Raw genomic sequence first — 12,552 nt, forward strand, 5'->3', positions numbered from 1 at the left:
ACCGTCCGACCCCCGAAGCCTCCTTCTTGGGTTACAAGAAGAAAGCCGGCGTGCTTATTTCATTTCCCGTGCCATCCCGCGGAAGTTCGCGGCGGCGAAGTCCCTCACCCAGGAAATACCGCGGTTCACGATCCGGTGGGCCACAACCAAACGCAACACAATGTCGCATTCGTGCCCAAAATCCAGGCAAGCAGCCAGACTTCCATCGAGAAATTCTGACATCTTGCTCAGATTTCCGTGAAACCCTCAGGAGGGCTCCCGGGACAGCATTGCCGCCAGGCATAAAGCGCCACGGCGGTCGCGGTTGCCGCGTTGAGCGACTCGACCCCGGGAGCCATGGCGATCCGCCGGCGCTCGCCTTCGCGGAAGTGAGACGGAAGACCGGGGCCTTCGACCCCCGGGACCAGGCCGAACGATTCGGGGAACGGAGCCGCACCGAGTTCGGGACCGTCGGTGGCCAGGGCGACCAGCGGGACCCGGTCCGACGTCAGATCCTGGATCGACGGCCCTTCCAGGAGGGGGACCTGAAACAAGGCCGGACCGGCCGCGCGAGCGGCCTTGGGATGGAACGGGTGCGCCGCCTCGCGAAGCAGGACGACTCGCGCCACACCGAAGGCGGCTGCCGAGCGAATCACCGCGCCCACATTCTCCGGATCCTGGAACGGCACGAACAAGGTACAGCCCGCTGGCCAGGGAGCCTCGTCCGACCACTCGGGGATCTCGGGCAACCGCACCAAGAGCAGGGGGGCATGCGTCCCCGAGGCGTCGAGGACCCGGAACAAGGGATCGGCCAGGCGATACCAAGGGAGGTCCGCCGTGGGAGGAGGAGCCCCTTGCGAGTCGGTCAGCCAGCCCTCGGCCTGACCTCGAAAACGCTCGAGCACCTCGGCGATCGGGCGGGCGCCCGAGAGCAGCGCTCGCCCTTGCTTACGGATCCCGCGCCCGCCCAGCAAGTCGCGGCAGAGCTTGAACGTCGGGTTCGACTCACTCGTGATTGAGACTCCGCGCACCGTGGCGGCAGGATCGGCCCCTTCTCCCATCACTGCGTCTCCCGCCGCAACTTCAAGGCGTTCGTAAATCACGAGCCGGCGATCGTGCGACGTCCCTGGGATCTGATAAGCGTGATCGGCCACGAGCCGGAACCGGTCCGCGTGCGTTCGGGCAGCCTCGGCAATCTCGGCATCACAGTCCGGCCCCTTCATGAAGAGCATCCGCCCCCCGGCCTCCAGACAGTTCGCCACCCGGTCAAGCGTCTCGGGAATCGACGCCACCGCCCGGGTGATAACCCCGGCGACCTTCCTCGAAAGCTTCGAGTTCACTTTCCCGGCCAGAACCTCGACCCCGTCGAGCTTCAGCCGCCCACAGACCTCCTCCAGGAACTCCGCGCGGGCCCCGCGCGGCTCGGCCAGGATCATCTGGGTGTCAGGCCGAGCGATCTTGAGCGGGATCCCCGGCAAGCCAGGGCCGCTCCCCATATCGATCAAAGGGGAGGGGAGTTCCGCAAACCTCAAGACGAGCAGGCTGTCCACATAGTGCTTGAGCACCATGTTCTCGAAGTTGTGGATCCGCGTCAGGTTCAGCTCGGCATTCGCAGTGCGAAGCATCCGGTGATAGGCCCAGAGCCGGTCGAGTTGCGCACTGCTCAACCTGATCCCGCACCCCTTGATAATAGCTTCCAGCGACGATCGGCCCGGTGTCATCGAGAGGTCCCGGCGTGGTAATTCATAATCCGCATGGCGAAAGCCTTCACTCCAAGAAATCGAACAAATGACCTGCAAAGTCGACGGGGCAAACCAGGCAAACCCCTTCACTCAAGCAAGAGCGAAGCCGGATCCGCGAGCGTCCCGACCGGCTGGCCTGCGCAGTCGATTCGGATTGCTCTGACAAAGGCGAGCAAATAGCCGATCGGTCAACCGCAGGCCTAGTCAAAAATCCAAGAGGCGAGGCCGGCCGAGACTTCTCCTCGATCGCGGCCAAAGGCAGGTCAGACCCGCCCCTGAGGCAGTCGCCAGAGCCAAACTAAACGATTGTCCACAATACGACACCGACGGCCGATCCGCAAGAGACCTCACGCGGCGAAACCTACAGACAAAACCATACATTTTTCATTTAAGTCTTTGTAAACCACAATGCTCGACTCGTAGACCGATCGGGGTCCAAGGGCGTTCTCTCGCACGCTGATCTTATCGTTGCAGCAGATCGGGCCAAGCACATGGCAGGACCAGATCTGGAAAATCAGCCCCTCAACTCTAGTAGAATAAAGCTGGTCCGACGAGGCCTATCAAACGAGAACGCAAAAGAGGGAGAGCAGGGAAAACCCACACAGGCCAAATCAATTATCATTGCCATATTTATATCATGAATTAAAATTCACCAGCAGACTGTCCAGCAGGAAAGAAACCGCGATGAAGCTGGAACGACTTGATCACCTGGTACTGACGGTTCGCGACCTTTCCGCAACCTGTTCGTTCTATGTCCAAGTCCTCGGTATGGAAGAGATCAGTTTCTCCGGGGGCCGGAAGGCGGTTCGGTTCGGCAACCAGAAGATCAACTTGCACCTACAAGGCCAAGAACTCGAGCCCAAGGCGTTGCACCCGGTGCCGGGGTCGGCCGATCTCTGCTTCCTCACGGCAACCCCCTTGGAAGAGGTCATCGCCCATTTTGAGGCGTGTGGCGTTCCGATCCTCGCAGGCCCCGTCGAGCGGACCGGAGCAATGGGGCCAATCGTGTCGGTCTACCTCCGCGACCCTGACGGCAACCTCATTGAGGTCTCAAATCCGGCGTCGCCTCCCCACGAGGGAAATCCCTGACCAAAGCCCGTTGTGAAGTCCCAAGCCCTTTCCGATATTCCCTGGTTCCGCGGACCGCCCGCTTATAAGGTTCGCCAAAAACACATGATCCGTTGACTTTGACGGCCCGTATCCATCCTCAGAGTCGCAAGTGGAGGCCGGAACGATCGAGGTAATTGATGAAGAGATAGTTGATCCCAAAGTAGATGCCGAATCCCGCCGCGACGTACCAGGCCGGCGCGTCGTGAGGCATGAACGGTTTGATCGCCCCCGCAACGAGCGAGTGGAGGATGTACGCCGCCAGCGCATTGCGGCCAAAGACGCTGAACACCCTGGCTTGGAGCCCCCCCAGGTCACATGCCGCGACGAAAAGCGCGTAAACCGCCAAGGAGAAGCCGGCCGCGAACGTGAGATAAGAGATGCTCCCCGCCCGCTGACTCATCGTCCAGAGAGTCACGGATCGGCTCGGCGCGACGAACGGCGGGGCGGCGAGCGCCCCATCCAAGCAGGAGATGGCGTAACCGATCGCCATAATCAGAGCGCCCCAGCCGACGAACTGGGCGACCTTTCCCTCTCGGCCTTTGGCCAAGGCGTCGTAGGCGAGTGACCCTATAAGAAGGGGGATCGTCCAGGTCAAGAAGCCAAGTGGGCCGCCGTCGATCCCCGGCCGGTTCCAGACCCAATCGAAGTAGAACCAAGACGACAGCACCAAGTGGAGAACCGACGACAGGACGAGGAAGCCAACCCGCGCCGCGGCCCCCGAAGCGATCACCGGCAGAACCCAGATGGACGTCAGGCCGATGTGGACAAGCGTCTGGAACAGATTGCGTTGAAAGGCCGTTGCGACGAACCCGCGAAGCCCCAGGGCCTGCGTCTGGCCCCACGACCTGGTCTCACCATCAACGTGGTAGATGACAAACCCGAGCAGGATCAATCCCAGGCTCCGCCGCAAGACTGCAGCCACTGCTCCGCCAATGCCGGACGTCTCGAGCCGGCGGAGAAAGGTCAGCCGGTAGGCAAACCCAACCGCGAAGAAGAACTGCGGCATGATCGTGTCGGCATAACTGCAATACGAGTTGTGATGCTTGAAAACAGCCGGAAGCGCATCGAAATTTCCCAGGAAATTGACGAAGAGCATCCCAACGACCGTATAGCCCCGGAACTGGTCGAGCGAAACGATCCGGCTCCCCGAGGGCGCCGAGGTTGAGGTCAAGGTCGGGGCCGATCGCATTACGGTCGCTTCCATTAGAGTTGGCTCGCTCCTCAATGACGTTACCTGATATGTCTCAGGTCGGGACCCGTTTTACTCGTAAACCGTGCAATGCGCGGGTGGCCCCGAACCGTTGCGACGCGAGGCGTCTTGTCAGAGCCGCAGGTAAATCGAACGCCTCTCAAGAAAGTCGACAAACAGGAACGTAATCCCGAGGAAGAGTCCCAGCCCTGCAAGGCACCACCAAAGAGGAGAGTCCTTGGGAACGATCGCGTGGATCGTCGTCTCAACCGCGTGATGGATGATGTAGGCCGCGAGTGCATTTTGCCCGAGCGTGCGGAAGAGGCGGAACTGCAACGAGCCCACGTCCGAGGCCAAAATGAACAGCGCATACAATGCCAACGCAAAACCGGTCGAGAAGACGATGAACGTCATGCTAGGCATCCGCTTCCCCATCATCCAATAATTGTACTGGCGCGCCGAGGCCGGCGGCGGAGCCACGAACGGGGGCTCCGCCAACAGGCTCGAGAGCGGCCGGCCCTTGAGCCGCTCCAGCGGGGGCCGGACCGGCGAGTCGGCCAGTTCGGCCAGAGGGGTAGGCGGATTGGCCGCATCGACGTCGTACAAGGTTGTGAGGCAGGAAAAGCCATAGCCGACGACCATCATGACCACGCCCCAGCTCAGGAAGGTGCGAGCGGAGCGAACCGGGGATCGGGTCGCCATCACGTCATAGGCCAGGGTGCCGGCCAGCATCGGAATCGCCCAGCCCAGCAGGCCGAACGCGCCGCCGTCCCAGGCGCGGCTCTTTGCAGCTCCCCAGTAGTCGCTCACCAGGTTCGGCAGGCCGTGCACAAAATTCCAGTTAAATAGATCGGCCAGCAGAACGTTGCCCACGATCAGACCAAGCGTGGCCAGCAGCCGGACCCGAGGCCTGGCCGTGATGACCGGGAGGATCAGGATCTGCGTCATACCAATGATCGCCAGCACTTCCCAGAGGTTCGCCTTGAGAAGCTTCGCGACGAACTCATGTACGCCCCCGGGAGTCATCTCGGACCAGGACTTGAACCCACCACCAAAACCGAAGAACATCAGCGAAACCAAGACAAGCGCCAGCCCTCGGATGATGGCATGACGCCAGGTGGCTGCCAGGCCGACGCGTGAGAGCCGGCGGAGCATCGAGAGCCGGTAGGAGAAGCCGCAGGCGAACATAAAGCTCGGCATGATCGAGTCGGCATAACTAAAATACGAATTATTGTGCTTAAAAACAGAGTGGATGGCCACCATTCCGCCGAGAAAGTTGACCACGAACATCCCGGCCACCGTGTAGCCGCGGAACTGGTCCATGGAGTTGATCCGGCCGGGATTCACCGCAGTGCTCATGGGATGCTCGACGGGGCCTGGAGATCGGTGCGCCGGTGAAGAGAACGGTCCTCGTCCCCGGCAGGACGGACCAGAGATAGAGATTCAGGTGCGGCACCACCTGAAGGGATCGGCTTGAGATCTTCGGGTGAACGGAATGCCCCGGATAACATTCAGGCGAGCGGAAAGCGTCAACACCCTGATTTGTCTGTACACGGCCATGGCAGGCGGGCACGTCAGACAAAGGGCGCTGACGCTCCCCGCTCGCCTTCGAAGCAACGGGAAGCCGTCCCCCGGGCCGTCCGGTTCAGACGGCCCGAGGGACAATTCGATGGAAACCGCCGGGATGGGAACCCCAATCCGGTCGGCGTGGGTTCAATTTCAGTATGCGTCTGAGCTGATCACCTCGCCGCCATTGCGAGTGGACAGCGCCTGGTAAACGCCGGGCGGCGGCAACGCTCCACCCGCGCCCGTATAGAGAGCAGTCCGGCCGTTATACTGAATCTGGAAGGGGTTCCACGAGTTGACCGTGTTCTTGATGAACCGCACCGAACCGTCGCAAAGCAAGAAGTTGCAACCCCCGGCGTGGTAGCTGTTGAACGTGTTCGTGTAGTTCTCACCCGATGGGAACTTGTTGGGCACGGCCTGAGAGGCCGCCCAGGTCTTGAAGAAATTGGGCGGATAGAGAGTCGACGCCGTGGTATCGCCGCCGAGCCCAGAGGACCACCAGTTGGGTCCAAAGGGATTGGTCGCCTTCGCGACCTCGCCGTAAGCATGATCGCCCGCAAAAAGCGTGTTGCTCGTCCCATCAGTGATCGAAGCAAGCTTGACAGGCGAAATACTCGTCCCCAGCGGGTGCCCCACGTGATAGACAACCCCGGTATTGCTGTTGAGGAAAGCGAAGTTTGTATCCCCCCTCGGGTAATAGTAGAGAGCCCCCAGGTTGGTCGCGTAGCTACTGAAGGTCATGGGGAGCGGGGCATTATCATCCCAACCATCGCCGGCCTTTCCCGGATACCGAAGGCCAATGACACCGGCATCGCTGGGGCACCAGAGAACACTGAGGCCGATTCCGTTGACCGTTGCGTTCTGGCCAACGTAGATGCAGATACTCGTATTCAAGGAATTGTAAGCAGCGCCCTGCTCGAGGAACTGGCTGAGCGCCACCCATGGCCCGAATTGCTGGCGAATCAAATTGGCTGGGTTGACCGCACTCCGGCTGAAAAAATCGCCCATCGGGAAGGTTTCATTGACGCTCACATAGTTGTGAGCGGCCAGCCCGAGTTGCTTAAGATTGTTGGTGCACTGAGCGCGTCGAGCCGCCTCGCGAGCTGCCTGGACGGCTGGCAGCAACAAAGCAATCAAGACCGCAATGATGGCGATGACGACGAGGAGCTCGATGAGCGTAAAACCACGGCGATGACGACGGACGGGGGGGGGAATCAGCATGAGACGAATCTCCCAAAATGATGGAGGAGAAACACTCGACCCGGAGCTAAAAAACGGCCCCTGACACCTTCAAGTTTCCAGTCGCCGTCGAAGGCGACCAGGTAGGGAACGGAGACCTTGGTGAACACCAGCCTGACAATCGCATCAGTCCGCTTCTCAGGCTTCCTTCTTCAGCAACTTCTTCTCGCGTGGGCTCATGTCTTTGTAAGGCATCGGTTTCTCCTTGAGGACGGGCGGCGCAACCGCCGGTTGCTCGAATTTCTGGCGGAACTCGGCCGTACCGCCTTCCTCCGCACTACTGCATCCGAGAAACAACCCTCCAACCACAAGAAGACAGGGGCAGGGCTTCACCCATTGCCACCAAGTTGGCTCACTTCGTCGACTCATTCGTGACTCCTGATCATCACATCGGAAGGAACAACACGGGCAGACGGCCCGAGGGGGGGGATCCCAAAATCAAAACCGAGTATCTGCGCAATCTGCGAAGGCCAATCACCATAAGGCCCTGCGCAAACAACGATCTAGCTCGGCTTTGCCCGGTGTTTCCACCGAGACCCGATGCGACTCGCGACGATGAATTCGAGGCTGTGATGCGAAAATTAACCACGAACTACGTGGCTTGATTTGTACCTGATCCGAAACAATCAAATCCAGGATATTCCCACCCTCGGGCCTCCTGGAACGACTGAATCTCACCGGCATTCCAACAAATCGTACAAGTTATTTCAACAGGCGACGAACCGGAAATCCCGAATCAGTGCGACTCGACTTGCCGGGTCAACTTACACGGCGACTCCACAAATACATCAAAATCAGGCAGCGCTCTTGATATCAGATCACTCCTCCCCGGAGAACGCGCGTCCGCATTCGAGCGAGTCAATCACGCAAAGTTCTTGCCGTCTTTAAATCCTTGGGAGGGCTCCCTCGGCGTAAGTGGCGTGACCAGGCGGGGGCCTGCCGTCCCAGGAACGCTCAGGTGGCGAGCGCAAAACCAAGACTTGCCCCACGAGAAAGCGGGGCGGGAGTGATCTCTGATTTCGACCGATCTTTCAGCGAAACCTCGGGGTCCGCGTCGAATGTATCCCCCTTGTGAGAATACAACAACGCCTGCCACCAAGGGGCTCACGATCAGGTCCGAGTTGCCTCTACGACGCGAAGGGAGGCCGTTCCGGCAACCCGGCCGGAGTGAATCCAGCCGGGCCGGCCGAAAGCCGGGCCGTTTCTTAACTACTCGCACTCCGATAAGACCGGAGCGCGTACAGGAAGAACCGGCGGCTCGCCCAGACGCAGGCCACGGTGGCGAGCAAGGTGAAGCCGACCATGCGGAGGTCGAGGACTCGGACCATCGCCGCAGCCGGGATGTTGACAACCAGAAGGATCGGCAGGATGAACGTGAAGAAAGCCGCCATCGGCTCGGCCCAGGACCCCAGGAAGATCTCCTTGGGGTAGCGAGCCAGGCTCGAGAAGAGCCACCACATCTCCATCAGGCTCTGGTTGCGGACCATCCAGACCGTCAGTGATGTCAGGGCGAGCATGAAGCTGTAGGCGATCGCCGTTCCGCAGACGAACGTGACCAGGAAGACGGCAACGCGTAACGGGTCGAACGGCCAACCCATCGCGAACAGCGAGGCCACCATCACGGCCCCCCCCATCAGGACGTTCGGCATGCTCCCCCAGTCGACTTTGCGACAGGAGACCAAGAACTGCTCGTCGATCGGCCTGAGCAAGAGGAAGTCGAGGTCGCCGGTGCGGACCAGCTCGGCAAAGTCGTTGCAATTCTCCAGAAAGAGGGCCTCGATCAGCCCGCTGATTGCGAAGAAACAGCCGATAAAGAAGAAATACTGGTCCTCGGGCCAGCCCGCAACCATCGACGTGCGTGCAAAGACCGTGCGGTAGAACGCAACCAGGATCCCCAGCCAGATCACCTCGACGGAGATCTTGACCAGGAAGTTCCCACGGAACGCCAGCTCGCGACTCAACGTGTAGCGTGCCAGATTCCCCAACAGTCGGACATAGCGGATCGGTAAGGCACCCAAAGCGGTCAACCTCCGTAGGCGCTATAGCGGCGGAGCCCGAAGCGGTAGAGCACCTTGGCCATCACCAGGAAAAAGATCACCCAGAACAGCTCGGCCAGCAAGTAGTAGACCAGCGCCATCCCCTTGACCTTGCCCAGGAAAACAACGGCCGGGAAATACGCCATGTACTGGAACGGCAACGCTTTGAGGATGGTCGCCCAAGGCGCGGGGAGCAGGTCGAGCGGAAGCATGTGCCCCGAGATGAAGAAGTTCAAGGTCATCACAATATAGAGAAGTGAGGTGACCTCGAGAAACCAGAAGCCGACCGTCCCCACGCTTGCCTCGAAGAAGAACCCAACGAGGAAGCCCATCACCAACGACAAGACGTAGGCCGCCATCGTCAAGGCGTCGGGGAATCCGTCGAAGTAGTTCCGGCAGAGGTAGAAGAGCAGGGCATAGGGAAGGAACGAGGTGACGATATAAGCCACCTTGTGCGCCACCCGATAGCAGAGGAGATAGCCGATCATGTCCACCGGCTGGAGCATGTAGCGTTTGAGCGTCCCCTCGCGGATATCGCGGGCGATGCCGCCCGCCAGGCCCGGCATGCTCGAGAACATCCGGCTGATGTTGGTCAGGAGCAGGTAGGCGATCATCTCCCGGTAGCTGAACCCGGCCAGGGTCGATTCCCCAGCGCCTTCATAGATCGCCCGCCAGAGCAAGATCGTGGTGATCATCGGCAGGAACCGAAGGATCGTGCCGAACAGGAAGTCGCCCCGGTAGGTCATCCGCTCGACGAGCGAGGCGCGGAAGATCTTGTAATACTTCCGGAACGTCGCCCAAGGTCCTGGCGACGGGGTATGGAAGGGCGTCGGATCCGGTTCGATCCTGGGGGGGAGCAAGGTCGTCGTGAGAGTGTCAGGCGGCGTCATGAGTTTTGCGCCCCTCCTCGAAGACGCGAGCGATGACTTGTTCGAGCGGCGGGTCCTGGACGCTGACGTCGGCCACCGCGTAGCAGTCGAGGATCGCCCCCAGGACCTCGGCCACCTTCGATCTCTCGACCTTGAGGTCGGCCGAGGCACCGTCGCTGCGAGTCACCTCGCCAAATCGTTCGAGACCGGCGGGAACAACCCCTTCGACGAAATCGAGGCGGACCAGCTTCGCCGACCCGAATTTTTCGGTGATTCCCGAAAGCGGTCCGTCGTAGACAAGAGTGCCGTGGGTGATGACCAGGACCCGCGAGCAGAGCGCTTCGACGTCGCGCATGTAGTGGCTCGTCAGCAGCATCGTCATGCCACGGCGGGTGTGGTAGTCGCGCAGGCACTTCTGAATCGCCACCTGAGCGACGACGTCCAGGCCGATCGTCGGCTCGTCGAGCAGCAGGAGTTGGGGCTGGTGCAAGAGCGCCGCGATCAATTCCATTTTCATCCGCTCGCCCAGCGAGAGCTCGCGAACCGCCTGGCGGGTCAGCTTCTCGACCCCGAGCAGCTCGGTCAGCTCGTCGAGGGTCTTCTTGAACTCGGCGGCGGGAATCGAATAGATCTCGCGGTGGAGCTGGAAGCTGTCGGAGGCGGGGAGATCCCACCAGAGCTGGTTCTTCTGCCCCATGACGAGCGCGAACTGGCGACGGAAGGCGTCCTGCCGCTGCCAAGGGGTGAACCCGAGTACCTGCGCTGTGCCGCTCGTCGGATAGATCAGGCCCGAGAGCATCTTGAGCGTCGTCGTCTTCCCCGCGCCGTTAGGGCCGAGGAAGGCGACCATCTCTCCCGGCTCGATCGAGAAACCGACCTGATCGACGGCCTTGACTTCCTTGTATTCGCGGCGATAAAGCCCGCGCATCGCGCCGAGCACGCCTTCCTTTTTCTGAAAGACGCGGTAGGTCTTCGACAGACCCTCCGCCTCAATAATTGGCATCAGGATCGCTCGCACGGCCGTTGGTTTGTTTTTAGACCCTCCCATTGTAGGGATGATGTCCAGGAATCAAAGGGGAACCGAAGTTTGCCCCAGCTCTGGAACATCCTGGCGGAGGGCCGGATCGGCCGTTGGCGAGTCGGGAGCGTCAGCGTCCTGTCTTTGGGGTCTTGCCTTGTCGAGGAGATCAAAGAAAGCAGGGAGATCACGCTCTCCACTCGCCTTGAGGATCGAAAACAGGATGGGGATCCACATCAGGCCGAGGTGAGGATGTCCTTCACAACGTGGCCATGGACATCCGTCAGCCGGCGTTCGATTCCGTTGTGGTAATAACTAAGGCGTTCGTGGTCGAGACCGAGAAGGTGGAGGATGGTCGCGTGGAGGTCATAAATGGTCGTAACCCCCTCGACGGCTTTGTGGCCGAGCTCGTCGGTCGCCCCGTAGCTGAACCCTGATTTCACCCCGGCGCCGGTGAGCCAGGTGGTGAAGCCGTTGGGGTTGTGGTCGCGGCCGCTCGCCCCTTTCTGGAAGGTGGGCATTCGACCGAACTCGGTCGTCCAGACGACGAGCGTGTCTTCGAGCAAACCGCGCTGCTTGAGGTCGCGGATCAGTGCGGCGGCGGGGCGATCGAGGATCGGCGCGTGGATGTCGTACTGCTCTTTGAGCTTGCGATGGCCGTCCCAATTGCCGATTCCCTCACCCATCGCATAGGAACCGTTGAAGAGCTGGACGAACCGCACCCCTCGCTCGAGCAAGCGGCGGGCAAGGATGCAGTTCTTCGCAAAGCCGCTGCGCACCGGGTCGGAATCATCCGCGCCATAGTCGCGGAGGGTGGCGGCCGATTCCCTCGAAAGGTCACCGACCTCGGGGACGGAGAGTTGCATCTTCGCGGCCAGTTCGTAGCTGGCGATCCGCGCGGAGAGCTCGAAATCACCAGGGTATTCAGCCAAGTGCCGCTCGTTCAGCCGCTTCAGGAGATCACGCGCGGCACCATCGCTCACGGGCGAATGACTGGTGGGCGTAGCAAGGTTATAGATCGGCTTCTGGGCGTTGAACGGGGTCCCTTGAAAGACTGCGGGGAGGAAGCCATTGGCCCAGTTGTTCACCCCCGCCTGCGGCACTCCGCGCGGGTCGGGGATCGCGACGAACGCGGGGAGGTCGTCAGCCTCCGAGCCGAGCGCGTACGAGACCCATGAGCCCATGCTCGGAAATCCGTCGAGCGTAAACCCGGTGCTCATCTGATTCTCGGCCGGGCCGTGCGTGTTGCTCTTGGCGGTCATCGAGTGGATGAAGCAGAGGTCGTCCGCGAGCGAACCCAGGTGCGGGAACAAGTCGGAGATCATCTTGCCGCTCTGCCCGCGCGGCTGGAACGCATATTGGGGCCGGACGAGGTTGCCGTTCTCCCCCTGGAAGGTGAGAAAACCCTCCTTCGCGCCCGGCATCGGCCGACCGTCCATCTTGATCAAGGCGGGCTTGTAGTCCCACGACTCGAGCTGGCTGCACGCCCCTGAGCAAAAGATCACGAGGACCCGCTTGGCCTTCCCGGCAAAGTGAGGCGCCCGCGCGGCCAGCGGATTCTCAGGACGAATGTCCGGTCGGACCGGCGTGTGCCCCGTTTCCGCGGCGAGCAGGCCCTGGTTGGCGAGCAAGCTCGCCAACGCGATGCTTCCCAGCCCCGTCCCGGCATGTTCGAGAAATTGCCGGCGGTTCAGCAACCCGCGGCCTGCGTTGGAGAGAGACGAATCAGGCATCGGAGAGTCTCCGCCGTCATTGAGGTGGCCGCGTCCCGGAAACCCCGGACAAACCGCGAAACCCAATCATG

The 12,552-nt window shown here is 61.0% G+C and carries 10 protein-coding genes; 1 reads left to right on the plus strand and 9 read right to left on the minus strand.

The genetic code is table 11. The annotated features are described in order from the left end of the window. Nucleotides 1–227: 227 nt before the first annotated feature. Entirely contained in the window at nucleotides 228–1,646 is a 1,419-nt protein-coding gene (rsmG, locus tag SINAC_RS16510; protein WP_237722503.1) for a 16S rRNA (guanine(527)-N(7))-methyltransferase RsmG, read from the minus strand. 759 nt (nucleotides 1,647–2,405) lie between these two features. On the opposite strand from rsmG, the gene SINAC_RS16515 reads away from it, so the two are divergent. After that, entirely contained in the window at nucleotides 2,406–2,810 is a 405-nt protein-coding gene (locus SINAC_RS16515) for a VOC family protein (RefSeq protein WP_015246771.1), read from the plus strand. A 118-nt stretch (nucleotides 2,811–2,928) separates the two neighbouring features. On the opposite strand, the gene SINAC_RS16520 is transcribed toward SINAC_RS16515, so the two are convergent. From SINAC_RS16520 to SINAC_RS16555, 8 genes are all read right to left on the minus strand, one after another. Then, entirely contained in the window at nucleotides 2,929–4,020 is a 1,092-nt protein-coding gene (locus SINAC_RS16520; RefSeq protein WP_020466030.1) for a hypothetical protein, read from the minus strand. Between the two features lie 132 nt (nucleotides 4,021–4,152). Beyond that, nucleotides 4,153–5,379, minus strand: a complete 1,227-nt coding sequence (locus SINAC_RS16525; protein ID WP_015246773.1) for a hypothetical protein — start codon at nucleotides 5,377–5,379, stop codon at nucleotides 4,153–4,155. A gap of 360 nt (nucleotides 5,380–5,739) precedes the next feature. Beyond that, nucleotides 5,740–6,807: a DUF1559 family PulG-like putative transporter gene (locus SINAC_RS16530; RefSeq protein WP_015246774.1), complete on the minus strand. Its 1,068-nt coding sequence runs from the start codon at nucleotides 6,805–6,807 to the stop codon at nucleotides 5,740–5,742. Nucleotides 6,808–6,963: 156 nt separating this feature from the next. Further along, nucleotides 6,964–7,194 carry a hypothetical protein gene (locus SINAC_RS39920; RefSeq protein WP_015246775.1) on the minus strand — a complete coding sequence of 77 codons (231 nt, stop codon included), beginning with the start codon at nucleotides 7,192–7,194 and terminating at the stop codon, nucleotides 6,964–6,966. 836 nt (nucleotides 7,195–8,030) lie between these two features. Next, nucleotides 8,031–8,843: an ABC transporter permease gene (locus SINAC_RS16535; protein WP_015246776.1), complete on the minus strand. Its 813-nt coding sequence runs from the start codon at nucleotides 8,841–8,843 to the stop codon at nucleotides 8,031–8,033. A 5-nt stretch (nucleotides 8,844–8,848) separates the two neighbouring features. Next, nucleotides 8,849–9,751: an ABC transporter permease gene (locus SINAC_RS16540; protein WP_015246777.1), complete on the minus strand. Its 903-nt coding sequence runs from the start codon at nucleotides 9,749–9,751 to the stop codon at nucleotides 8,849–8,851. Then, the gene (locus SINAC_RS16545; RefSeq protein WP_015246778.1) at nucleotides 9,738–10,733 is read right to left on the minus strand and encodes an ABC transporter ATP-binding protein; all 996 of its coding nucleotides are present in this window, start codon (nucleotides 10,731–10,733) and stop codon (nucleotides 9,738–9,740) included. Before SINAC_RS16545 ends, SINAC_RS16540 begins: the two co-directional genes overlap by 14 nt. Before the next feature lie 251 nt (nucleotides 10,734–10,984). After that, nucleotides 10,985–12,481 (minus strand): DUF1501 domain-containing protein, encoded by a 1,497-nt coding sequence (locus tag SINAC_RS16555; protein ID WP_015246779.1) that lies wholly within the window; start codon nucleotides 12,479–12,481, stop codon nucleotides 10,985–10,987. Between the last annotated feature and the right edge of the window lie 71 nt (nucleotides 12,482–12,552).

It is taken from the genome of Singulisphaera acidiphila DSM 18658 (genome assembly GCF_000242455.2).
In the GTDB taxonomy this organism is placed as follows: Bacteria; Planctomycetota; Planctomycetia; order Isosphaerales; family Isosphaeraceae; genus Singulisphaera; species Singulisphaera acidiphila.